The 23,360-nt window shown below is 69.1% G+C and carries 23 protein-coding genes; 13 read left to right on the top strand and 10 right to left on the bottom strand.

Features of this window, described 5'->3' with window-relative positions; all coding sequences use genetic code 11:
- Positions 1 to 3: 3 nt before the first annotated feature.
- Positions 4 to 645: a DedA family protein gene (locus BLR21_RS22455; protein WP_090007925.1), complete on the bottom strand. Its 642-nt coding sequence runs from the start codon at positions 643 to 645 to the stop codon at positions 4 to 6.
- 173 nt (positions 646 to 818) lie between these two features.
- Between BLR21_RS22455 and BLR21_RS22450 the strand changes: the two genes are divergently transcribed.
- Both BLR21_RS22450 and BLR21_RS22445 read left to right on the top strand, forming a co-directional pair.
- A complete protein-coding gene (locus BLR21_RS22450) occupies positions 819 to 1,937 on the top strand; it encodes a sensor histidine kinase (protein WP_218130947.1) in 1,119 nt (372 codons plus the stop codon).
- Positions 1,928 to 2,572, top strand: a complete 645-nt coding sequence (locus BLR21_RS22445) for a response regulator transcription factor (RefSeq protein WP_090007920.1) — start codon at positions 1,928 to 1,930, stop codon at positions 2,570 to 2,572. Before BLR21_RS22450 ends, BLR21_RS22445 begins: the two co-directional genes overlap by 10 nt.
- 256 nt (positions 2,573 to 2,828) lie before the next feature.
- Here BLR21_RS22445 and BLR21_RS22440 read toward each other — a convergent pair whose 3' ends face one another.
- Complete coding sequence (locus BLR21_RS22440; protein ID WP_256334863.1) at positions 2,829 to 3,326, bottom strand: hypothetical protein; 498 nt, start codon at positions 3,324 to 3,326, stop codon at positions 2,829 to 2,831.
- Between the two features lie 85 nt (positions 3,327 to 3,411).
- Here BLR21_RS22440 and BLR21_RS22435 point away from each other — a divergent pair, with 85 nt between their 5' ends.
- The 6 genes from BLR21_RS22435 (at position 3,412) to BLR21_RS22410 (ending at position 10,661) form a co-directional block, all read left to right on the top strand.
- Positions 3,412 to 4,470, top strand: a complete 1,059-nt coding sequence (locus BLR21_RS22435; protein ID WP_090007916.1) for a heme/hemin ABC transporter substrate-binding protein — start codon at positions 3,412 to 3,414, stop codon at positions 4,468 to 4,470.
- The gene (locus tag BLR21_RS22430; RefSeq protein WP_090007914.1) at positions 4,467 to 5,471 is read left to right on the top strand and encodes a FecCD family ABC transporter permease; all 1,005 of its coding nucleotides are present in this window, start codon (positions 4,467 to 4,469) and stop codon (positions 5,469 to 5,471) included. Before BLR21_RS22435 ends, BLR21_RS22430 begins: the two co-directional genes overlap by 4 nt.
- Positions 5,468 to 6,229: a heme ABC transporter ATP-binding protein gene (locus BLR21_RS22425; protein WP_256334862.1), complete on the top strand. Its 762-nt coding sequence runs from the start codon at positions 5,468 to 5,470 to the stop codon at positions 6,227 to 6,229. Before BLR21_RS22430 ends, BLR21_RS22425 begins: the two co-directional genes overlap by 4 nt.
- A gap of 311 nt (positions 6,230 to 6,540) precedes the next feature.
- Positions 6,541 to 7,293 (top strand): hypothetical protein, encoded by a 753-nt coding sequence (locus tag BLR21_RS42655; protein WP_256334861.1) that lies wholly within the window; start codon positions 6,541 to 6,543, stop codon positions 7,291 to 7,293.
- On the top strand, positions 7,286 to 9,142 hold the full coding sequence (locus tag BLR21_RS22415) for an HtaA domain-containing protein (protein ID WP_090007912.1): 1,857 nt from the start codon (positions 7,286 to 7,288) through the stop codon (positions 9,140 to 9,142). Before BLR21_RS42655 ends, BLR21_RS22415 begins: the two co-directional genes overlap by 8 nt.
- Before the next feature lie 16 nt (positions 9,143 to 9,158).
- A complete protein-coding gene (locus BLR21_RS22410; protein ID WP_090007910.1) occupies positions 9,159 to 10,661 on the top strand; it encodes a glycoside hydrolase family protein in 1,503 nt (500 codons plus the stop codon).
- A 22-nt stretch (positions 10,662 to 10,683) separates the two neighbouring features.
- Here the strand turns inward: BLR21_RS22410 and BLR21_RS22405 are convergent, their stop codons facing one another.
- Together BLR21_RS22405 and BLR21_RS22400 are read right to left on the bottom strand one after the other, a co-directional pair.
- A complete protein-coding gene (locus BLR21_RS22405) occupies positions 10,684 to 11,481 on the bottom strand; it encodes a Rossmann-fold NAD(P)-binding domain-containing protein (RefSeq protein WP_090007908.1) in 798 nt (265 codons plus the stop codon).
- Positions 11,478 to 11,858 carry a nuclear transport factor 2 family protein gene (locus BLR21_RS22400; protein WP_218130933.1) on the bottom strand — a complete coding sequence of 127 codons (381 nt, stop codon included), beginning with the start codon at positions 11,856 to 11,858 and terminating at the stop codon, positions 11,478 to 11,480. Before BLR21_RS22400 ends, BLR21_RS22405 begins: the two co-directional genes overlap by 4 nt.
- 95 nt (positions 11,859 to 11,953) lie before the next feature.
- Here BLR21_RS22400 and BLR21_RS22395 point away from each other — a divergent pair, with 95 nt between their 5' ends.
- Positions 11,954 to 12,541, top strand: a complete 588-nt coding sequence (locus BLR21_RS22395; protein ID WP_218130932.1) for a TetR/AcrR family transcriptional regulator — start codon at positions 11,954 to 11,956, stop codon at positions 12,539 to 12,541.
- Here BLR21_RS22395 and BLR21_RS22390 read toward each other — a convergent pair.
- Both BLR21_RS22390 and BLR21_RS22385 read right to left on the bottom strand, forming a co-directional pair.
- Positions 12,532 to 12,819: a hypothetical protein gene (locus BLR21_RS22390; protein WP_176929743.1), complete on the bottom strand. Its 288-nt coding sequence runs from the start codon at positions 12,817 to 12,819 to the stop codon at positions 12,532 to 12,534. The genes BLR21_RS22395 and BLR21_RS22390 overlap by 10 nt on opposite strands.
- 61 nt (positions 12,820 to 12,880) lie before the next feature.
- On the bottom strand, positions 12,881 to 13,921 hold the full coding sequence (locus tag BLR21_RS22385) for an NAD(P)-dependent alcohol dehydrogenase (RefSeq protein ID WP_090007904.1): 1,041 nt from the start codon (positions 13,919 to 13,921) through the stop codon (positions 12,881 to 12,883).
- Positions 13,922 to 14,064: 143 nt separating this feature from the next.
- Here BLR21_RS22385 and BLR21_RS22380 point away from each other — a divergent pair, with 143 nt between their 5' ends.
- From BLR21_RS22380 to BLR21_RS22370, 3 genes are read left to right on the top strand one after another with little or no spacing between them, the layout of a single operon-like run.
- On the top strand, positions 14,065 to 14,940 hold the full coding sequence (locus BLR21_RS22380; protein WP_090007902.1) for a helix-turn-helix domain-containing protein: 876 nt from the start codon (positions 14,065 to 14,067) through the stop codon (positions 14,938 to 14,940).
- Positions 14,937 to 15,242: an Rdx family protein gene (locus BLR21_RS22375; protein ID WP_090007900.1), complete on the top strand. Its 306-nt coding sequence runs from the start codon at positions 14,937 to 14,939 to the stop codon at positions 15,240 to 15,242. Before BLR21_RS22380 ends, BLR21_RS22375 begins: the two co-directional genes overlap by 4 nt.
- A 41-nt stretch (positions 15,243 to 15,283) precedes the next feature.
- Positions 15,284 to 15,808, top strand: coding sequence for a hypothetical protein (locus BLR21_RS22370; RefSeq protein WP_143027829.1), 525 nt, complete (start codon positions 15,284 to 15,286; stop codon positions 15,806 to 15,808).
- Here the strand turns inward: BLR21_RS22370 and BLR21_RS22365 are convergent, their stop codons facing one another.
- The 4 genes from BLR21_RS22365 to BLR21_RS22350 are packed head-to-tail and all read right to left on the bottom strand — an operon-like array spanning position 15,809 to position 19,245.
- Positions 15,809 to 16,753: a glycine betaine ABC transporter substrate-binding protein gene (locus BLR21_RS22365; RefSeq protein WP_090008310.1), complete on the bottom strand. Its 945-nt coding sequence runs from the start codon at positions 16,751 to 16,753 to the stop codon at positions 15,809 to 15,811.
- A gap of 5 nt (positions 16,754 to 16,758) precedes the next feature.
- Entirely contained in the window at positions 16,759 to 17,493 is a 735-nt protein-coding gene (locus BLR21_RS22360) for an ABC transporter permease (protein ID WP_090007896.1), read from the bottom strand.
- Positions 17,490 to 18,605 (bottom strand): ABC transporter ATP-binding protein, encoded by a 1,116-nt coding sequence (locus BLR21_RS22355; protein WP_256334860.1) that lies wholly within the window; start codon positions 18,603 to 18,605, stop codon positions 17,490 to 17,492. The genes BLR21_RS22360 and BLR21_RS22355 overlap by 4 nt, the downstream gene beginning before the upstream one ends.
- Complete coding sequence (locus BLR21_RS22350) at positions 18,598 to 19,245, bottom strand: ABC transporter permease (protein WP_090007894.1); 648 nt, start codon at positions 19,243 to 19,245, stop codon at positions 18,598 to 18,600. The genes BLR21_RS22355 and BLR21_RS22350 overlap by 8 nt, the downstream gene beginning before the upstream one ends.
- A 241-nt stretch (positions 19,246 to 19,486) precedes the next feature.
- On the opposite strand from BLR21_RS22350, the gene BLR21_RS22345 reads away from it, so the two are divergent.
- Positions 19,487 to 23,350, top strand: a complete 3,864-nt coding sequence (locus tag BLR21_RS22345; protein ID WP_090007892.1) for an amino acid adenylation domain-containing protein — start codon at positions 19,487 to 19,489, stop codon at positions 23,348 to 23,350.
- Positions 23,351 to 23,360 lie beyond the last annotated feature (10 nt).

The following is a 23,360-nucleotide window of genomic DNA, read 5'->3' as shown; positions in this document are numbered from 1 at the left end:
ACGTCATCGCCTGACACGCGGTAGAACCCGCGTCGCCTCCGGGTCGCCCTTGGAGCGCTGGCGCAGGCGGGTGACGACGAAGAGCACGACGGCCGCGGCCACGGCGAACAGCACCAGTTTCTGGAAGACGCCGGCGTAGGACTCGACCCGGTGCCAGTTCTCGCCCAGCAGGTAACCGGCTCCCACGAAGATGGTGTTCCAGATCAGGCTGCCCAATGTGGTGAGCACGAGGAATTTCGGGAAGTTCATGCGTTCCACTCCCGCGGGCAGGGAGATGAAACTGCGGAACAGCGGCACCATTCGGCCGAAGAAGACGGCTTTCGTGCCGTGGCGGGTGAACCAGGCTTCGGTCCTGTCGAAGTCGGTCACCCGGACCAGTGGGATCCGGGCCACCAGGTTGCGAGTTCTGGTGCGGCCCAGGAGCATTCCCGCGAAGTAGACGATGACGGCCCCCGCGACCGAGCCCACGGTGGTCCAGAACAGGGCCGCGGGCAGGCTGAACACGCCCTTGCTCGCGGAGAAGCCGGCCAGGGGCAGCACCAGCTCGCTCGGGATAGGCGGGAACAGGTTGTCCAGGCCCACGACCACGGCCGCGCCCACGCCTCCCAGTGACTCCATCAGCGAGACGGCCCATTCAGCCAGCATCGGTTTTCCCCTCAGGTGACGGTGAAATCTGTCGGGGTCCACGTTAGGAATGGGGAATGGGCGGCACCATGAGGTTGTCCGTCGGGAATCGTGGGGGAAACCGCAGGGCGATACTGTGGTAAACCGCAATGCCGGGCGCCGGAGGGGTCAGTACGGTGGCGAACGTGCATCAGATGGAGCGGCTCAGCGCGGGTTCGTTGGTGCGTGGCTGGTTCCGGATGCTCGTGGGTCTCACGATCGGATCGCTGACGGGAGTGGCCGGTCTCGCCGCCGCGGCCGCCGGTGTGGGCGTGGTCCGGCTGACCGAGTACGAGCTCGGCAGGATCACGCGGTTCGACCGGCCCGTGCACACGAACCCGCTGACACGTCAGGGATGCCGTCGTTACCTCGCGGTGCGGTGGCTGGTCGGCGCGCTCGGCGCCGGCGTGATCTGCCTGCTGACGTTCTGGTACATCATCGGGATCTCGGTGGTGACGGCGTGGCTGTTCGACGGCGACTGGGCGCTCATCGAGGACGCGGACCGGGTCACCCTCGGGCTGATCGCACTGATGGCGATCCCGGGTGCACTGGTCATCTTCGTGACGACGGCCGGCGTGGTCGGTGTGGCGGTGCTGGACCGGTGGCTCGCCACCACGATGCTCGGGACCAGCCAGCAGACGCTGCTGCGCGAGCGGGTCGCGGAACTGACCAGCACGCGGGCCGAGGTCATCGAGGCGATCGACGACGAACGGCGGCGCATCGAACGCGACCTGCACGACGGTGTCCAGCAACGACTTGTGGCGCTCGGCATGCTGATCGGCCGGGCCAAGCGGGCCAGGGGCGAGGAGCAGTTGCAGGAGTTGTTGCGGCAGGCGCACGACACGGCGGGCGAGGCCATCGACGAGTTGCGCGAGGTCGCGACGCGCGTCTACCCGGCCGTGCTGGACGACTCGGGGCTGGACGCGGCGCTCGAGGTGCTGGCGGAACGGTCGAGCGTGCGCGTCGAGATCAGCAACCGGCTCGGGTCGTCGCCCGGCACCGCGCTGGAGACGGTGATCTACTTCGTGACGTCCGAGGCCGTCACCAACGCGGCCAAGCACGCGGACCCGTCGCTGGTCGAGATCCACGTGCGACGGGATGGCAAGGGCGGCATCGCGATCGTGGTGCGGGACGACGGCATCGGTGGTGCGGACCCCACCGGCACCGGGCTGTCGGGGCTGGCGAGGAGGGTCAAGGCGGTGGACGGGGACTTCGAGGTGACCAGTCCGCCCGGCGGTCCCACCACGATCTACGCGAGGGTGCCGTGCGAGTGATCCTGGCCGAGGACTCGACGCTGCTGCGCGAGGGCCTGATCCGCTTGCTCGCCGAGGAGAGCCACGACGTCGTGGCCGCCGTCGGCACCGCGCCGGAGTTACTGAAGGCCACCGAAGAACACCGGCCGGACATAGTGGTGACGGACGTCCGGATGCCACCGGACCACAAGGACGACGGCATGCGCGCCGCGCTGGAGATCCGGGAGCGGTGGCCGGAGGTCAGCGTGCTCGTGCTCTCGCAGTACGTCGAGAACCGCTACGCCACCGAGCTCATCACCAGCACCGGCGGCAAGGTCGGCTACCTGCTCAAGGACCGGGTGGCGCAGGTGGACGAGTTCCTGGAGGCACTGGACAGGGTGGCGGCGGGCGGTGCGGCGTTCGACCCGGAGGTCGTGCGCAGGCTGCTGACCAGGACCACGCACGTCGACCCGCTCGAAACACTGACCGCACGGGAGAAGGAGGTCCTCGAACTGATGGCCCAGGGCCTCACCAACGCCCGCATCTCCGCACAGCTGCACATCTCGCAGAGCGCCGCGGAGAAGCACATCAACGCGATCTTCGACAAGCTCGGCCTCTCCGGCTCGTCCGGCGTGAGCCGCCGGGTGATGGCCGTCGTCCGCTACCTGGGCAGCTGACGACCGTCGAGGAGCTGCTCACGACACCGGGCGCGAAACTCGAGCGGGACGCCGAACTCGTTGCCCTGCTTGACGAACCGCTGCGCCACGCGGGCTGGCGGCACGCAGCGGAGACGATCACGGAGCTGGTTCCCGCTGACCGGTGCGGTGTCCGCGATCCGCCGGCACGGCGACCCGGCGAGGTTCCTCGCCGGGTTCCGCCGCCGCTGCGCGGTCCGCGAACACCCACCGGCCAGCTGAAACGAACGAGCCGGCACTAACTCCAGGACGCCGGGATGAAGACGTCGAAGCTGCGGTCGGAGAGGCCCCAGTGGTCGCGCCTGGTGACGATCGCGCACGTCACCTGCGCGCAGTCGAGGTTGCCCCCGGCCTGCCTGACGTGGATCTGCGCGGTGAACGAGCCGTCCGCCGCGATCGGCACGCTCGGGTTGGTGCCGATCGGCGTGTTGGTCACCCACGCCGACGGGCCGACACCGCTGCCGCCCTGGCCGTCGCCGCCCAGGCAGGGGGTCGGGGTCGTGCCGTAGCTGTAGTCGTCGGGCACCTGGCACAACGCCACGTAGTAGCCCTTGGCCGGGTCGTAGCCGGTGCCGGTCACGGTGATCGTCTCACCGGCCACGACGAGGTCGGTGGCGTTGGACGCGCTCAGGGTGTGGCCGTTGCGGGAAGCGCTTCCCGGAGCCGCCGCGGCAGGCACGGCGGTCGTCACGAGGGCGGCCGCTACTGCTGCCATTGCCAGGATCTTTCTTGCCATCACTTGTCCTTGGTGTGAATGGGGACTCGGATGTGGTGGGAGCTTCACCCTAGACTGTTAGGTAAGCCTAAGTTAAGTTCAAAGCGTGAGAATCTGGGTGGCTGTGCTCACGGTCGCGCTGGTCGCGGGATGCACCGGACCGGCGAGCCGCAACGCGCCGGAAGTACCGCAGGGCGATCCGGGCAGAACGCCGCTGGAACAACTGGAACCGGCGCAGGACCCGCGGCAGAAGTCCGGGCCGAGCACCGCGACGGTGGCGGTACCGGACGTCGTGCCGATCAGCGACAGGCCGTCTCCGGTGCTGCCGACGACGATCACCGACGCGCAGGACACCAAGGTCACGGTGACCAGCGCCGACCGAATTCTCGCCTTCGACCAGTACGGCACGCTCGGCGCGACGGTGTTCGGGCTGGGCCTGGGCGGCCGGATGGTCGGGCGCGACACGTCGACCGGTTTTCCCGCCGCCGCACAGCTTCCGCTCGTCACGACGAACGGGCACCAGCTCAACGCCGAGGCGATCCTCGCGCTGCGACCGACCGTCGTGATCACCGACACCACGCTCGGGCCGTGGGACGTGGTGCTGCAACTCAGGGATTCCGGCATCCCCGTCGTCGTCACGGAGTCGCGGCGGGCCGTCAACAACGTCGGCGAGCTGATCAAGCAGGTCGCCGACGCCCTTGGTGTGCCGGGAGAGGGCGAAAAACTGGCCTACCGCACGACGATCGAGATCGAGAAGGCCAAGATCACGGCCCAGCGGCTGGCGAACGGATCAGAGCTGCGGATCGTGTTCCTCTACGTCAGAGGCCAGTCCGGGGTCTACCAGATGTTCGGCCAGGGCACCGGCGCGGACGAGCTGATCACCGCGGTCGGCGGGGTCGACGTCGCCACCGAGGTCGGCCTGCAGGGCTCCAAGCCGATCAACCCGGAGGCGTTGTCCAGGGCGGCGCCGGACGTGATCCTGGTGATGTCGAAGGGACTCGCGTCCGTCGGCGGGGTCGACGGCATGGTCGGCGTGCCCGGTGTCGCGCAGACGCCGGCCGGGCAGAAGCGCCGGATCGTCGACATGAACGACTACCAGGTGCTGAGCTTCGGACCGCTGACCGCCTCCGTGATCGACGGCCTGGCCAGGGCGCTGTACACGTGAGGTCGCTGCTTTTCCTGACGCTCGCCGTCCTGCTGTTCGGGGCCGTGCTGCTGTCCGCGTCCGTCGGCCAGTTCCCGATTCCCGTCGGCGACGTCTTCGCGTCGCTGTTCGGGAGCCCGTCGAGTGATCCGATGGCCGAGGCGACGCTGTGGAACGTCCGGTTCCCGCGCGTGGTGATGTCGATCGTCGTCGGCGCCGTGCTCGGGGTCGCGGGCGCGTTGATGCAGGGCGTGTTCGGCAACCCGCTCGCGGAACCGAGCGTGGTCGGGGTGTCGAGTGGTGCCGCGGTCGGCGCGTGCCTGACGATCGTGTTCCAGCTGACCTTCTTCGGCCAGTTCACGACGCCGGTCATCGCCTTCGTGTTCGGGCTGGCCGCGACGTTGCTCGTGTACTCGTTCGCGCGGTCGGGCGGCCGCACCGAGGTGGTCACGCTGATCCTGACCGGTGTCGCGATCAACGCGGTGGCGGGCGCGGGGATCGCGTTCCTGACGTTCCTCGGCGACCAGCAGGCACGCGAGCAGATCGTGTTCTGGCAACTCGGCAGCATCGCCGGCGCGCGGTGGAGCTACGTCTGGACGGTGCTGCCTCTCGCGGTCGCCGGCATCGCGCTCGCCGCGGTCCTCGCGCGGAGGCTCGACCTGCTGTCGCTCGGCGAACGGCCCGCGCGGCACCTCGGCGTGAACGTCGAGGTGCTCAGGCTCGGCTCGATCGTGCTGGTGGCGCTGATGGTGTCGGCCGCGGTGTCGTTCACCGGCGTGATCGGGTTCGTCGGACTCGTGGTGCCGCATCTGATCCGGATGATCGCTGGCCCCGGCCACCGCGTGCTGCTGCCGGCCAGCGCGCTCGGCGGCGCGCTGCTGCTGGTCGCGGCGGATCTGGGCGCGCGTGGCGTGATCACGTTCGTCGACCTGCCGATCGGGATGCTGACCGCGCTCGTCGGCGGGCCGTTCTTCTTCTGGCTGCTCAGGAGGACGCGGCAGCAGGCGGGTGGCTGGGCGTGAAGCCGGAGATGTGCTGCGAGAACGTGTCGGTCCGGCTGGGCGGGCAGCAGGTGCTGCGCGACCTGAACCTCACGGTGGCGTCCGGCGAGGTGCTGGCGCTGGTCGGGCCGAACGGCGCGGGCAAGTCCACGGCACTCGCGGTGCTGGCAGGCGACGTCCGGGCCGACGCCGGTTCGGTGTGGCTGGACGGGAGACCGCTCGACGAGTGGTCCGCGCGCGAGACCGCCCGGCGCCGATCCGTTCTGCCGCAACGGATCACGCTGTCGTTCCCCTTCACGGTGGCCGAGGTGGTCCGGATGGGCCGGGCGCCGTGGGACGACGACGAGGACGTGGTCGCCGAGGTGATGGAGCAGACCGAGATGGCCGCGTTCGCCGGGCGGAAGTTCACGACGCTCTCCGGCGGCGAGCAGGCCAGGGCCGCACTCGCTCGCGTGCTCGCCCAACGGGCCGGGGTGCTGCTGCTGGACGAACCGACGGCCGCCCTGGACATCCGGCATTCCGAACTGGTGCTCCGCACGGCCACGAGTCAGGCGGCGCAGGGCAACGCGGTGCTGGTGGTGTTGCACGACCTCGGGATGGCCGCGGCGCACGCGGACCGGGTCGCGGTGATGTCCGGGGGCTCGATCGTCGCGGACGGGCCGCCGAACGAGGTGCTCACCGGAGACCTGCTGAGCGAGGTGTACCGGCATCGGGTCGAGGTGTTCGCGCATCCGCGGACCGGGCGGCCGGTCGTGCTGCCGTGGAGAGGGGAAGCATGAGGCCGAAAACTGTCGGTGCCGTCTGGAAGAATAAAAGCAAGGGGACCCCCTGGAGGGGACCCCTGCGTAAGCCTTCAACGCCGAGCCCGCGGCGAGAGGCTGTGCCGCACAGGGCTGTGCGACGCGAGACCGCGCCAGCCGGGGCTGTGCGACGCGAGACCGTGCGGCCTGAGGCTGTGCCGCCTGAGGCTGTGCGGCCCGAGGCTGTGCGGCCCGAGGCTGTGCGGCGCGAGACCGTGTGGCCTGAGGCTGTGCGGCCAGGGGCTCGGCGGTCGCCTGTAGCCGCACGAGGGTTACGGACGCTGGTGGTCGTGGCCCTGCTGGTCCTCACCGCGGCACCGGCCCAGGCGCAGGGCGCGCGCGTGTCAGTCGCGCCGGCCAGCGCCGATCCCGAGTACGCGACCACGCTCTCGTTGCGCGGCAGCGGTTTCCAGTCCGTCAAGAACGGCTACGGCGGCGTCTACGTGTTCTTCGGCTGGGTGTCGGAGCAGTGGCGGCCCAGCCAGGGCGGCGCGTCCGGCACGACGATGCGCTACGTCCAGGACCGCGAGGCCAAGGACAACAACGGCTACCAGAGGTTCATCTCCTTCCCCGGCGGCGAGACCGAACACGCCGCGAACGGGACGATGCACGCCGACGGCACGTGGAGCGCGCAGCTCAACGTGCCCGGTGCGAGGTTCAAGGCGGCCGGACGTGACGGCGTGGTGTCCGAAGTGGACTGTCTCAAGGTCACCTGCGGCGTCATCACCATCGGCGCGCACGGCGTGGTGAACGCGAACAACGAGACGTTCACGCCGATCAAGTTCGAAGTCCCGGACCAGCCCGCACCACAGACAACGACGGCACCGGCAACAACGACCACCCCGACGACGACCGCAACCACCACCACGACGACAACAACTACAACGACGACCACGACTCAGCCTGAGGTCCAGCCCGCGGCACAGGCCGGCCCCGACGAACGACCGGGCTGGCTCATCCCCGGCGGCATCGGCGCCGCCGTGCTGCTCGCGGCGGGCCTCGTGTGGTGGCTGCGGTTCAGAAGGGGCAAGACCGATGCGTAGGACACTCGCGGTGCTCGCGACCGCCGCGGCTCTGACAACAGCGGCACCGGCCGTGGCCCAGGAACAGATGACGCCGTCGGTGACCGTCTCGCCGAACGTCAGCGCACTCGACCCCGCCGGCGAGAAGATCACCATCACCGGCACGGGATTCGACCCCAGGGCCAACGACGGCAAGGGCTGGGGCGTCCGCGTCGGCCCGAAGCGCGACGGGTGGCGTGGCAGGACGACGACCACGAGCCAGTACTCCAAGCTGCTCAGGGAGAACTGGGCGGTCGGCATCGATCTCAAGCCCGACGGCACCTGGCAGGCCACCCCGACTGTCAAGGCCACCTACAAGGCCGGCAGCGAGGAGTTCAGCGCGGCGGCCGAACAGCTCTACCTGATGATCTTCAGCTGGGACAACCCGGACATGGGCAACGACCTCGTCGTGCCCCTGCAGTTCACCGGGGTCACCTCACCGTCCGAGCCCCGGCAGGGCAGCCTGCACTGGCCGGTGGTGGCGAGTTGGAACGGCACCCCGAGCGCCGGCACCACCGGCCAGACCTGGCCGTACACGAGCAGCACGCAGACCACCGCCGAGTTCGGCGGCAGGATCGACTTCGCGGCACCGAAGGCGCGCATCACCACGCCCCGCGTCGACCTCGGCGCGAAGACGCTGACCGTCGACGTCAACGGCGTCACCGTGCCGTTCGCCGGCATCAAAGCCGGTCAGCCCACTTTCAACGGCAACACCGCGACGCTCCGGATGGAGCTGGAACTGACCGAAAAGGGCAGCACGGCCCTGAACTTGCCCGCGAACACCGCGCTGGCCCCCGCGACCATGACCTACCCGGTCGCCGCCCCCACCCTCGCGCTCGCCCAGGCCGAGATCCCCCAGAACGGCACGCTCTCCTTCACCGGCCAGGGTTTCAGCGCGGGCGAGCAGGTCATCCTCGACGGCCGGGCGACCTTCGCGGCCGACCAGGAAGGCGGCGTCGCGGGCGAACTCGTCGCCACCGCCGCACCCGGCCGGCACACGCTCACCGCCACCGGCCTCAGCTCCCGGCGCACGGCCGATGCCACCTACACCGTCAAGGCGGCCGGCTGCGAGGTCACCTCGATCACCAAGGGCACGCTGCTGTGGGGCTTCAAGAAGAGCTTCCGCGAGTACGTCGGCAAGGGCAGCGGCAACAGCATCACCGGCGCGAACGGGGCCGTCGTCACCGACGTCGACGCCTCCCCGAACACCAACGGCGTGACCACCGGCGCGCACCGGTACCCGTTCAAGGAGGCGAGGTACACGTCCGCGACGCAGTTCGAGGTCGCGTTCGGCGGCACGATCACGTTCACGTACCCCGGCCACTTCTTCACGATCCACCTGGCGAACCCGAAGGTCGCCGTCAAGGACGCGAAGGGCACGCTTTCGGCTGACGTCGAACTCGTCACCAGCGGCCCCACGCCCGGCAAGCCGACCAAGCTGACCGGGGTCGAGCTCGCCGACCTGGACCTCGCCGCCGCGAAGACCACCGTCGGCGGGGGTGTGCTCACCATCACAGGCGTGCGGAGCACGCTCACCAACTCCGACGCGTTCGCCGGGTTCTACGGGGCCGGTGACAAGCTCGACGACCTCACGCTGACCCTGGGTTCGTCCTGCTCAGCACTACCGCAGCAGCCCGGGCCCGCCGGTCCGCCGCCGGTCGTGCAGGCCCCTCAGGACCTGGTGCCGCCACTCGCCTTCCGGCCGCAGCGGCTGGCCGGCACGGGTGCGTCTGCGCTGGCGCCTTCGATCGCGGGATTCGTGCTCCTGGTCAGCGGAATCACGGTGCTGACGGCGGCCAGGCGGCGGACTTCACCCGGACGGAGGACTTGATCACTATGATGGGTGAGTGTCCCTGAGTCGTCGACCTCTCGCGTTACTCGCTGCGCTCGCGCTGGTCAGTGCGGTCACAGCGTGCACCAACGCAGCGATCGGCGACCCGGTCGGAGCACCGCTCGAGCAGCAGAAGCCCGCGTCGACGACGAAGGCACCCGCGCCGGCGCCTCCCCGGGACAAGATCAGGCTCAGCGTCGAGAACGGCCGCCAGAGCGCCGGCACGGTCATCGCCGGGGCCGCGGACGCGCCGTACAACTACGCGCCCGCCGTGATGGTCGACAACGGCAAGGTGCGCGCGTGGTGGTGCAGCCAGCTGGGCGCGGCAGCGCCCAGCGGCGACGACATCCTCTACAGCGAGGGCCCGGCCGTCGGCGGCCCGTTCTCGACGGCGGTCCCGGTCTTCTCCGGCAGTGGCGGCAGCTTCGACGCGATGCACACCTGCGACCCGTCGTTGATCAAAATCGGCGGCGTCTACTACATGTATTACACGGGCGCGGCACAGACCGACCACGCAAACCACAGCTCGGTCGGCGTCGCGTCCAGCAAGGACGGCATCACCTGGACGCGCGAGGCGGGCGGCCAGTCGATCATCGCGCCCGCCGGCGACAACATTCGCGAGAACACCTACGGCGCGGGCCAGCAGTCGGCGATCTACGTCGACGGCTGGGTGTACCTGATGTTCACCGACACCACCGGCCTCGCCTCGCACCACAACGGCGCCGGCCAGTACGTGCTGCGCTCGAAGGACCCGACGTTCACCAAGGGCGTCGAGGCACTCGGCACGCGGGGCTTCAAGCCGGTGACGTCGAACAACGGCCCGCGCACCCGCTCGGTGGTCGAGGCGTTCAGCGCGGACTGGATGTGGATCGAGGCGGTGTCGTCGTTCGCCATCGCCCACGAGACCGACCAGGGCACCACGATCACGTTCTGGAACAGGGACTTCACCCGCCACCCGTTCGAGGCCGTGCTGATCCCCGGCGCCTGGAAGGAGGGCCCCGGCCTGCTGCGCACGCCGGAGGGCCACGCTCCGGTGGACGCCAAGGACCCGTGCGCGCGAGTGGGGCTGGACGTGCTGCGCGGCACCGTCGAGGGTCCGGCCGGACCGACGAACATCTCCCACTTCGGCCTCGACGCGGTCGGTCTCAAGGGCTGCGTCACCGCGACCGAGGCGAAGGCGCTCAACGGCCTCGCGGTGCCGTCGCCGGAACGCACGCTCGACGTCGTCGTGGGTGGCAACGTGATGCGCTTCGAGCGCCGTTCGGTGGCCGAGAAGTTCGCCCGCGGCGTGCTCGGCACCCGGCCGCAGGGCGTCGACGCGCTGAAGCTCGCGTTCACCGTGCCGGCCGGCGCGCCCGCGGTGACCAACCCGGCGGGTCAGGTCGGACTGTTGCTCGACGGCAAGCTGTGGGTGGTCGGGTCCGCCGAGATCGCGACGCTCAACTCGTCCAAGATCACCCCGGTGTCCGCTGGTCAGTGGGCCGGGTACGAGCGCGTGCCGGATCTCGCCCGGCGCTGACCGGTGGCAGTCACGACGGGCCCTACGCGCTGAACGTTCGCCTGACGAAGTCCCGGAACGACCCGGCAGGCCTGCCCGTCACGTCCTGGACGGTCGTGGTGACCCGGTCCTCCGCTCCCCCTCGGATGTCCTCGTCGAGCCCGGCGAGGAGGGCGGCGAAGTCGCGGGGCAGCCCCTCGGCGATCCGTTCGGTCATCTCGGCGGTGCTGACCGACCGGTGCCGGACGGGCTTCCCGGTGACGCCGGTGATGATCGCGGCGGCATCGGCGTAGCTCAGCGCCTCCGGACCGGTGATCACGTGATCGGTGTTGTGCGGCAACGGATCCGTCAACGCGCGCGCCGCCACCGCGGCGATGTCGGCGGCGTCGGCGAACCCGACCCTGCCGGCTCCGGTGGCCGTGACGATCTCGCCCGCCCGGACCCCGGCTGCGAGCGGGTGGTCGCCGGTGAAGTTCTGCATGAACCAGGACGGCCGCAGCACCGTCCACTCCGGCAGGGTGCGCACGAGTGCGGGGAGAGCGCCCATCCCCGTGGCGCTCTCCGGCACCGCGGACGAGCTCAGCAGTACCACTCGCCGCACGAGCCGCGCTCGAGCGAGCAGCGACTCGACCATAGGAACCGGGTCGACGACTCCGATCGGGGGGATCAGGTAGACACGATCTACCTCTTCCAGGGCACCCTCGAACGTCGCCGGCACGTCCCAGTCGAACCGCACGTGGCCTGGGAGCACCGGTTTTCTGGTGCCGACGCGGGCATCGGGCAGCAGGGAGGCAAGGCGGCTGCCGGTCGTGCCGGTGCCTCCGATGATCAACGCGGTCATGCCAGTTCCTGCGCGAGAAGCGGGTTCCAGTAGTCGCGGTAGTGCGCGATCTCGCCGTCGCGGGTCGTGATGACCACGATGTACGAGGCCCGGTACGGCTTGCCGGTCGCGACGACGACACCCTCGGCGTCGAACTCGGCGATCAGGACGTCCGGGTCGGTGCTCCGGTGCACGACCTGCTTCGGAAAGCCCTGGATGTCGAGCATCTTCGGGTAGTCGCGCACGTAGTCCTCGACCGCCGCACGGCCCTCCAGCCTGGCCGGCCAGCCGGGCGGGGCGAACGGGAACTCCGCCACGCCGTCCTCGGCCCACAGGCCCGCGAAACCGATCATGTCCTTGTCCAGCAGCAGTTGCAGTGCCCTCGGGATGAGGTCCACGGAAGCTCCTCCGAAAGAAATGGACGAGACGGTATCGTCCCGTCCACAACAGTAGGCGGGACGGGACCGTCTCGTCCAGTCCTATGATGTGCGTCATGACCAAGCGCACCCCGACCGGCGCCGCCGTCCTGCAGCCCCACGTGACGCAGGCGATCACCGACGCCGTGTTCGACGAGCTGGCCCTGCACGGCTACGGCCGGCTGTCGATGGAGGCGGTGGCCAAGCGCGCGGAGGTCGGCAAGAGCGCGCTGTACCGGCGGTGGCCGTCCAAACAGGACATGGTGGTCGCGGCGCTGTCGGAGTTCTCCGTGCCACTGGCCGAGGTTCCGGACACCGGCTCGCTGCGCGGCGATCTGCTGGCCACGGTCACGGCGGTGCACGACTGGCTGACGCACCCGAGGTTCGCGACGATCCTGCCCGATCTCACCGCCGAAGCCGTCCGCACTCCGGCATTGTCCGAGGCGATCGCGGCGACGATCGGCGAACCCCGGCGCGCGCTCGGTGCCGTGACGCTGCGACGGGCGATCGACCGGGGCGAGCTACCACCGGACCTCGACTTCGAGATCGCCCTGGACCTGGTCGCGGCGCCGGTCTACTGGCGCCTGTCCGTGCGACGCGCCGAGGTCGAGCCCGACTACCTCGAACGGCTGGTGGACCACCTGCTGCGCGCGCTTCAGTGCTGATAGCTGGGGTAGTCGACGTAACCGTGCGGGGTCTGGAACCAGGTCTCGCGGTCGGTGCTCACGAGCGGCAGGTCCAGCCGGAACCGTTCGACGAGATCGGGATTGGCCAGGTAGGCGCGGCCGTAGCTGATCAGGTCGGCGCCGTTGGCGAGCCACCGTTCGCCCTGCTCGCGCGTGCTCTCGTGCGGACCGATCTGGCCGCCGGGGTTGAAGATGAACGCGGTCGGCCATGCCTTGCGCAACCCCATCAGCACCTCGTCGTCCGCGGTGCCCATCACGTGGAAGGCCTACGCGACCGGGACGCCGTGCCCGCCGAGCTGAGCAGGCACGGCGCAGTCCTCAGATCGTGGCGGTGTCGATCACGAACCGGTACCGCACGTCGCTCGCCAGCACCCGGTCGTAGGCGGTGTTGATCTCGTCGGCGCCGATCAGCTCGATCTCCGAGCCGAGGCCGTGCTCGGCGCAGAAGTCCAGCATCTCCTGGGTCTCCGCGATGCCGCCGATCATCGAGCCGGCGAGCGTCTTGCGTCCGCCGAGCAGCCCGAACAGATTCAGCGAGATCGGCTCCTCCGGCGCGCCGACGTTCACGATCGCGCCGTCGGTCCTGAGCAGCCCGAGGTAGGCACCGAAGTCGAGCGGCGCGGACACCGTGGACAGGATCACGTCGAACGTGCCGGCGAGCTCGGTGAACGTCGCCGGGTCGCTGGTGGCGCGGTAGTGCTGGGCGCCGAGCTTGAGCCCGTCGTCCTTCTTGCGCAGCGACTGCGACAGCACGGTCACCTCGGCGCCGAGTGCGGCGGCGATCTTGACGCCCATGTGGCCGAGCCCGCCCAGGCCGACGACGGCGACCTTCTTGCCCGGTCCGACGCCCCAGTGCTTGAGCGGCGAGTAGACGGTGATGCCCGCGCACAGCAGCGGCGCGGCCACGTCCAGCGGTAGTCCTGCGGGGATCCGCACGACGTAGTTCTCGTCGACGACGATCTGCTTCGAGTAGCCGCCGTAGGTGACGTCGCCGTGGCGGTCGACACCGTTGTAGGTCATGGTGTTGCCGCCCGTGCAGTACTGCTCGGAGCCGCGCAGGCAGTTGTCGCACTCGCGGCACGAGTCGACCATGCAGCCGACGCCGACGCGGTCACCGACGGCGTGGCGGGTGACCTCGGAGCCGACCTCGACGACCACACCGGCGATCTCGTGGCCCGGGACCATCGGGAAGATGCCCTGACCCCAGCCCTCGTTGACCTGGTGGATGTCCGAGTGGCAGATGCCCGCGAACTTGATGTCGATCAGGACGTCGTGCGCGCCGACCGCGCGACGTTCGATGGTGGTGCGCTCCAGCGGTGCCTTGGGTGCGGGAGCGGCGTAGGCAGCGACGGTGCTCATCAGGTTCTCTCCTCGTTGTCGTGTCGCTGAGGACACTGCTCCGCTTCGGGAGAGCTACCCAGACACCTGTTCTTCGTACGACTGGCGTGCCTACCACCAGCAGTAGCAGGCACGGTTCGCCCAGGCCGGGAATACTCGGGTGCATGGACGTCGACCCGCGCACCGAGCTGAGCGAGTTCCTGCGCAGCCGCCGGGCGCGGCTGTCCCCCGACGACGTCGGGCTGCCCCGCTACGGCCGTACCCGCAGGGTGCCGGGCCTGCGCCGTGAGGAACTGGCGCAGCTCGCGGGCGTCTCGGTGGCGTACTACACGCGTCTCGAGCAGGGCAACGGCCGCAACGTCTCGGACGAGGTGCTGGACTCGATCGCACGCGCGTTGCGGCTCAACGAGGCCGAGTACACGCACCTGCGCAACCTGGCCGCCTGCCCGCGCGACAACAAGAAGAAGAAAAAGACCTCACGCGGGGTCCGGCCGGCCTTGAAACACCTGCTCGACAACGTCGGCGTGCCCGCCTACATCGGCGGGCGCCGCTCGGACGTCCTCGCGTGGAACCCGATGGCCGCGGCGTTGTTCGGCGACTGGGCCGAGCTGGAGCCGCGCGACCGCAACTGGGCGCGCTTCATCTTCCTCCAGCCGTCCTACCAGGAGCTCTTCGTCAACTGGGAGAGCAAGGCCGCCGACGTCGTCGGGTTCCTGCGGATGGACGCGGGGTGCTACCCGAACGACCCGGAGCTCACCGCCCTGATCGGGGAGCTGTCGGTGAAGAGCGAGCTGTTCCGGCAGCTCTGGGCCAAGCACGACGTCAAGGAGAAGTCCTTCGGCACGAAGGTGCTCCGCCATCCGCTCGTGGGCGAGATGACGCTGTCGTACGAGACGCTGCGGATGCCGAGCGAGCCGGACCTGTTCTTCACCACCTACCACGCGGAGCCCGGCACGCCGTCCGCCGAGGCGCTGCAGCTGCTGGCCAGCTGGGGCAAGGACGCGACCCGCTCCGGCGAGTCCGTCAGGACCCAGAGGTGAGGACACCGCGGCTGGAGATCGAGTACTGCACCCAGTGCCGCTGGCTGCTGCGCGCCGGGTGGACCGCTCAGGAGCTGCTGACCACGTTCACCGCGGAACTGGGTGAGGTCGCGCTGATCCCCGGCACCGGGGGCGTGTTCGACGTGCGGCTCGACGGCGAGACGCTGTGGTCGCGGAAGGCCCAGGAGGGCTTCCCGGACCTCGCCGTGCTCAAGCAGCTCGTGCGCGACCGGGTGGCGCCGGAGCGTTCCCTGGGCCACACCGACCGCAGGAACTCAGCCGACGCCGACAAGCCACACTGAATTCGCTGCGGCACGGACTGGCGGCTCGTAGGGTGACGGCCGTGCATCCGAACCAGGGTTGGCAGCCGCAGCAACCACCACGGGGACACGGTCCGGGTTACGGCCCGGCGCCCGGCTGGGGGCAGCCGTTGCGGCCGAGCGTCGCGCCGGCGTTCCTCGCGGGTGGGCTGTGGCTGCTCGTCGCCGTGCTGTGCTTCGTGCTGGCAGGACTGAACTCCGCCGACGGCCTGGGCATCCGGCAGACCCCGGAGGCCGCCGTCGCGTTGCTGGGGCTCGCGTTCGGGCGCGGATTCATCGCCAACGGCGACCCGGCGATCGTGGCCACCTACGTCGCCGGTGGTGTGGTGCTGCTGCTCGCCGCGCTGGTGATCGCGCGGCTCGGGTTCGCGCGCTGGGTTCTCGCCGGACTCGGGTTCCTCGTGAGCGCCTACTACGTCTTCGCGATCGTCCGGCTGACGATCAACCACGGCGGCACGCTGATCATCGTGCCGGGCATCGCGCTGATGCTGTGGCTGGCCGCGTCGATGGTGTCGGTGCTGCCGCCGGTCGGACGGGCGATGCGGTGATCATTCCGTCCGGATGAACCCCTTCGACACCATCCAGTCGCGCGCCACCTCGCCCGCGTCCCTGCCCTCCACGTCGACCTGACGGCACAGCTCGATCATCTGGTCGTTGGTCAGCGCGGCGCTCACCTTCTCCAGCGGGCCCCGGATCTGCGGATACCGGGCGAGGAACTCCGCGCGCACGGTCGGCGCCACGTTGTACTGCGGGAAGGCCTTCTTGTCGTCCTCCAGCACGCGGAGCTTCTGTGCGGCGATGCGGCCGTCGGTCGTGAACACCTCGCCGACCGGGCACGTGCCGCCCGCGACGGCCGAGTAGATGGTGCCGATGCCGAAGTTCTTCACCTCGGTGGTCGGGAAGCCGTAGGTCCGTTGCGCCGCCGGGAAACCGTCCTGGCGGCTGGTGAACTCGGTCTCCAGGCAGAACACCGCCTGGTCCGGGTTCCGGGTGAGGAACGCCGCCAGGTCGGAGGTGGTCTTCAGGCCGTGCTGCTCGCCGTAGGCCTCGGTGACGGCGAACGCGTACTGGTCGTTGGGCGGTGAGTAGGCGAGCCACTCGACGCCGAACTTCTCCAGGTCGGCCTTCTTGATCGCGTCGTACTGCGCCTGTTCACCGCCGGGCACGGGAAGTTCGTTCCCCTGGTAGTTGATCCAGCCCGTGCCGGTGTACTCCCAGGTGACGTCGACCTCGCCGGTGAGCAGCGCCTGGCGCGCGGTCTGCGAGCCCTTGAGGTCGGTCAGGTCGATCACGTCCGCACCGGCCGCGGACAACGCCATCTCGGCCAGGTAGCCGAGCAGGATGTTCTCGGTGAAGTCCTTGGACCCCACGGTGATCTCGACGCCCTGGAGTGACCGGTCGGGCTGGATGGAACCCGGCAGTACCTTGTAGGGCAACGCGCTGTTGACGTCCAGTCCGCAGGCGGACAAGAACAACAGCGCTACCAGCAACACCTTCTTCACACGACCCCCTTGGGGCCGAACCGCTGCTCGATCACCGCGCCGGCCCAGTCGACCAGCAGCGCGAGACCCGCCGCCAGGGCCGAGCCGGTCACCAGGACCTTCGTCAGGCTCAGCTTGTAGCCGGTGTCGATCAGCAACCCGAACCCGCCCGCGTTGACGAACAGGCCGAACGTCGCCGTGCCGACCGCGAGCACCAGCGAGGTGCGCAGGCCGGCCAGGATCAGCGGTGTCGCCAACGGGAACTCCACGCGCCACAGCACGCCCGACGCCGACATGCCGATGCCGCGACCGGCGTCCACAAGGGACGGATCGACCTGCTGGATGCCGACGATCGTGTTGCGCAGCACCGGGAGCAACGAGTAGAACGCCAGTGGCAGCGCGGCCACCCACAGCCCTCCAGAGGCACCCGTGATGAGAAACCACAGCACCAGCACGCCCAGCGCGGGCGCGGCCTGGCCGACGTTCGCGACCGCCAGGAACACCGGGGCGAGAAAGCGGGCCCACGGCCTGGTCGCGACGATGCCCGCGGGAACCGCCACCACCACGACGATCGCGGTCACGACGACCGTCATCGCCAGGTGGTCGCGCAGCGCGGTCAGCAACGACGTGGCGTTCAGCGTGCTCTTCTCGGTCGCCGTCAGCTCACCACCGAACACCCACGCGAGCACGCCGCCGACGATCAGCAGTACCGCGACGGGCTGTGCCCAGAACCGGATCCGCCCGGCCGTCACGAGTTCGCCCGCCGCTGCTGCACGACGTCGGTCACGGTCGCGAGATCGACGGTGCCGACGTACTCGCCGCGGCCACCCGTGACGACCGCCCGGCCGCCCTCGTTCACGATCGCTTCGAGGGCGTCCCGCAACGTCGACTGCAGTGTCACGGAGTCCTGCACCGGACGTCCGGCACCGGCCAGCGAGGTCACGCGCCTCAGCTCGTTCAACTGCACCCAGCGCGACGGGCGGTCGCGCTGGTCCAGCACCAGCAACCACTTCTCGTCGCCCAGATCCACAGTGGACGGCGCGGCGTCGGAGCGTGCGGTGACGGCCTGACCCAGCTCGACGTCGCGCACCCTCATGAGCGTCAACGCCTTCAGTGACGCGCCGGCGCCCACGAACCCGGCCACCGTGTCGTCCGCCGGATTGGCCAGGATGGCGTCCGGGGTGTCGTACTGCAGGATCGTGGACCGGTCGCCGAGCACCGCGATCCGGTCGCCGAGCTTCACGGCCTCGTCGAAGTCGTGCGTGACGAACACGATCGTCTTGTGGAGCTCGTTCTGCAGCCGCAACAACTCGTCCTGCAGGTGCCCGCGCGTGATCGGGTCGACCGCGCCGAACGGTTCGTCCATCAGCAGCACCGGCGGATCGGCGGCCAGTGCCCGCGCGACGCCGACCCGTTGCTGCTGGCCGCCGGAGAGCTGCCGAGGGAAGCGGCCGGCGAACTCGCCGGGGTCGAGCCCGACGAGATCCATCATCTCGTCGACGCGGTCCGACGTCTTCTTCTTGGCCCAGCCCAGTAACCCCGGCACGATCCCGATGTTCTGCGCCACGGTGAAGTGCGGGAACAGTCCAGCCTGCTGGATCGCGTAACCGACGCGCCGTCGCAGATCGTCCGGGTCGATCCTCAGCGCGTCCTCGCCGCCGATCGTGATCGTGCCGGACGTCGGCTCGATCAACCGGTTGATCATCCGCATGGTCGTGGTCTTGCCACAGCCGGACGGCCCGACGAACACCACGATCTCCCCGGCCGGCACGACCATCGAGAAGTCGTCGACCGCCGCCGCCTTCTGCCCCGCGTACCGCTTCGTCACGTGGTCGAGCCTGATCTCGATGCCTTTTTCAGCCACGAACGCCCCTCGACACGGTGAAACGATTGACCAGCACGTAGATTCCGTCGAGCAGCAGGGCCAGCACCACCACACCGATCGTGCCGGTGAGGGCCTGGTTCATCGAGTTCGCACTGCCCGCGTTCGCGAGCCCGGAGAACACCTCTGATCCCAGCCCCGGCCCTTTCGCGTACGCCGCGATGACCGCGATGCCCATCAGCATCTGCGTGGCGACCCGCATCCCGGCCAGAATCGCGGGCCACGCCAACCGCAGCTCGACGCGCGCGAGCACCCCGAGTCTGCTCATCCCGATCCCTCTTGCGGCGTCGCTCACAGCCGGGTCCACACCGGCCAGTCCGACGATCGTGTTGCGCACGATCGGCAGCAACGCGTACAGCACCAGAGCCACCACCGTCGTGTCCGCGCCCAGGCCGAACACCGGGATCAGCAACGCCAGCAGAGCGAACGACGGAATGGTGAGAATCGTGCTCGCCAACGCCGTGGCCAGCGCGGATCCGGCCGGACTGCGGTAGACCGCGACCCCGATCAGCACTCCGAGCAGCGTCGCCAGCACCGTGCACTGCACAACGGCACTGACGTGCAGAAACGCTTGCAAAGACAGCCGATCCCAGCGATCGGCTACGTACTCGAGCACATTCATCCTCGTGGCCCCGCCCTCGAAGTTGGCGTCAACCCAACACCATTGTGGACAGTGCGGCAACCGTTCGCCACCGAACCGACCGAGATTCCGGCCTGCTTCAAGGCGATTCCGGTAGACCTCTGCGGCTGATCACAGGGCGGATCGCTCCAGCGGGTTTCGAGCCGTCACTCATACGTTTTCGACCAACCAAGAACGTGCTCGCACCGACTCACGCCTGCTGAACGCTTGGGGGATTTCTGAGATGTCGCACGAAGCTGAAGTGGACGGCGGCTGCCTTCCCGACCTGCTGCGCAAGCAGGTCGAGGAACACCCCGATCGCACGGCCGTCGTCTTCGGTGAACAGAGCATCACCTACGGCGAACTCTTCGAGCAGAGTTCCGCGCTGGCCACGCACCTGCGGCGGCTCGGCATCAGCGAGGACGACTGCGTCGGCGTGTTCGTCGAGCCGTCACTGGACCTAGTGGTCGGGGTGTGGGGAATCCTCTGCGCCGGTGGCGCGTACCTGCCGCTGAGCCCGGAGTACCCCGAGGAGCGGCTCCGGTACATGATCGAGGACTCGCGCACGAAGGTCGTCGTGACGCAGCCGGCCCTGAAGCAGCGCCTGGCCGAACTGGCTCCCGCCACCACGAGGATCGTCACACTCGACGACTGCGACGAGGCGTTCGACGACGGCTTCTCCCCCGCGCACAACAGCCTGGCGTACATCATCTACACCTCGGGCAGCACCGGCCGGCCCAAGGGCGTGATGATCGAGCACCGCAGCATCGTCAACCAGATGCTGTGGCTGCACGACACGCACGCCATCGACGGCACGAAGCGCGTGGTGCAGAAGACGCCGATGAGCTTCGACGCCGCGCAGTGGGAGATCCTGGCCCCCGCCGTCGGCAGCACCGTGGTGATGGGCCGGCCCGGTATCTACCGCGACCCCGAGATGCTGATCGAGACCATGCGCGAGCAGGGCGTCACCACGCTGCAGTGCGTGCCGACGCTGCTCCAGGCGTTGATCGACACCGAGGAGTTCCACACCGTCACCTCGCTGAAGCAGGTCTTCAGCGGAGGCGAGGCGTTGTCCCGCACGCTGGCCCGGGCGTTCTTCGCGGACATGCCGGACGTGGGTCTCATCAACCTCTACGGACCGACGGAGACGACGATCAACTCGTCGTCGTACGTGGTCGATCCCGCCGCACTCGCCGAGGCGCCGAAGTCCATCTCGATCGGCCTGCCCGTCGCGAACACGACGTACCTGGTGCTCGACGACAACCGCGACATGGTCACACCCGGCGAGATCGGTGAGCTCTACATCGGCGGCGTCCAGGTGGCCCGCGGCTACCTGCACCAGCCGGAACTGACCGGGGAACGGTTCGTGGACGGCATGTTCCGCACCGGCGACCTCGTGACGCAGAACCTCGACGGCACGGTGCAGTTCGCCGGCCGCGCGGACAGCCAGGTCAAGCTGCGCGGCTACCGGGTCGAACTGGACGAGATCCGGCTCGCTATCGAGACGCACGACTGGGTGCGCAACGCGGCCGTGATCGTCAAGGAGGACGAGCGCACCGGGTTCCAGAACCTGATCGCGTGCGTCGAGCTGAACCCCAAGGAAGCCGCCCTGATGGACCAGGGCAACTCCGGTTCGCACCACCAGTCGAAGTCCAGCCGGCTGCAGGTCCGCGCGCAGCTGTCGAACCCCGGTGTGCGCGACGATCTCGGTGGCCGGCAGAGCTTCGAACTGCCCGGGGAGGAAGCCTCCTGCCTGCAGCGCAAGGTCGTCTTCTCGCGCAAGTCCTACCGCTTCTACGAGGGCGGCCAGGTCACCGGCGCCGACCTGGCGCGGTTGCTGGAACGCAAGCCGATCGGCGCCGGCTCCAAGGACCCGAAGTCCGTCCACGTCTCCGAACTGGGCGAGATCCTGCGCTACTTCGGCGCGCACTTCAGCGACCAGCGGCTGCTGCCGAAGTACGGTTACGCGTCACCGGGTTCGCTCTACGCGACCCAGCTCCACCTTGAGCTGCACCACATCGCGGGGCTGCCGGCCGGGTTGTACTACTACCACCCGCTGCGCCACCAGCTCGTGCTGATCAGGCCGCTCGAGGAAAGCTTCGACGTACAGGCGAAGCTGCACTTCATCGGGCACAAGGCCGCGATCGAGGCGGTGTACCTCAACAACATCCAGGAGGTCCTGGAGATCGAGACCGGCCACATGGTCGGTCTCTTCGAGGAGGTCCTGCCCGGCTACGGCCTCGACATCACCGCCTCCGCGTACACGCCGGAGACCAAGGACCTGCTCGACGTCGCCGACGAGGACTACTACCTCGGCACGTTCGAGCTGTGCGCCTACACCGGTGTCCGCGAGGACGACGTCGACATCTACGTCCAGACGCACCCCGGCCGCGTCGCGAACCTGCCCGGCGGCCAGTACCGCTACGCGGGCGGCGAGTTCGAGCGGGTGTCCGACGACGTGGTGCTGCGCAAGCACGTCATCGCGATCAACCAGGCGGTGTACGAGCGCGCGAGCTTCGGTGTCAGCGTCATCGGCCGGTCCACTGAGCTGTGGCGGCGCTACATCGACCTCGGCCGGACCATGCATCGGTTGTCCGCCAACGACGTCGACCTCGGCTTCATGTCGTCGGGCTACAGCTCCAAGACGAACAACGACCTCCCGTCGGCCAAGCGCATCTGCGACATCCTGAAGGCGGCCGGCGAGAAGGACGGCCCGTCGTACTTCTTCCTGGGCGGCAAGGTCTCCTACGACCAGCGTCGCAGCCCCGGCATGAAGGAGGACGTCGTCCACATGAAGGGCCCGGCCGAGCTGATCCGCGACGACCTGGTCAACTTCCTGCCTGACTACATGATCCCGAACAAGGTCGTGGTGCTCGACGCGCTGCCGGTCACCGCGAACGGCAAGATCGACGTCAAGGCCCTGACCGCGTCGGACAAGACGAACGTCGACGACCAGGACCGGCCGTTCGTCGCGCCGCGCACCGTCACCGAACGCCGCATCAGCGAGATGTGGAAGAAGCTGATGAAGCGCGAGACCGTCTCGACGCACGACGACTTCTTCGAGACGGGCGGCAACTCGCTGATCGCGGTCGGCCTGGTCAACCGCATCAACAAGGACTTCGGCACCAGCCTGCCGCTGCAGGTGCTCTTCGAGTCGCCGACCATCGAGCAGCTCTCCCGGCGCGTCGACGGCCTGCACGAGGGCCCGATCTCCCGGCTGGTTCCGTTGCAGCCCAACGGGGACGGTGCTCCCGTCTTCTGCTGGCCGGGCCTCGGCGGCTACCCGATGAACCTGCGTACGCTCGCAAGTCGTTCGGAGCGCCCGTTCTACGGCGTGCAGGCGCACGGCATCAACGAGGGCGAGACGCCGTACGGCACGATCCGCGAGATGGCCGCCGCCGACATCGAGGCGATCAAGAAGGTGCAGCCGGAGGGCCCGTACACGTTGTGGGGCTACTCCTTCGGCGCTCGGCTCGCGTTCGAGACGGCCTACCAGCTCGAACAGGCGGGCGAGCAGGTCGAGAACCTCTTCCTGATCGCACCGGGCTCGCCGAAGGTGCGAACGGAGCGGGACAGCGACGAGGCCTCCTACGACAACAGCGCGTTCGTGACGATCCTCTTCTCGGTGTTCGCGGGCAGCATCACCGATGCCCGTCTCGCCCGGTGCCTGGAGGTCGCGCGGGACGAGGACAGCTTCGCGGCGTTCGTCAGCGGCGAGTTCCGCGACCTCGACAGCGAGCTCGTGCGGCGGATCATCAGGATCGTCACCGAGACGTTCTCCTTCAAGTACACCTTCGGCGAACTGAAAGATCGCACCATCACCGCGCCTCTGGCCGTGTTCAAGGCGCAGGGCGACGACTACTCGTTCATCGAGGGCAGCGAGGGCTTCTCGGTCAACGACCCGGTGGTCGTCGAACTGCGGGCCGACCACTACAGCCTGCTGCGCGAGCCCGACATCGACGAGCTGCTGGCGTCCATGCGGCAGACCGCGACCGTGCAGGAGGAGGCCGCGCGGGTGCCGGTGCTGCTGTCCGGCGAGCAGATGGCCGAACTGATCGCGGCCGTCACCAAGGCCGTGACGCTCGCCATCGCGGGAGGCCGGTCGTGAGGAGGCTCGC

It is taken from the genome of Lentzea albidocapillata subsp. violacea, assembly GCF_900100275.1.
GTDB classification, from domain to species: Bacteria; Actinomycetota; Actinomycetes; order Mycobacteriales; family Pseudonocardiaceae; genus Lentzea; species Lentzea violacea.
This window is presented reverse-complemented; position numbering and strand designations above follow the sequence as displayed.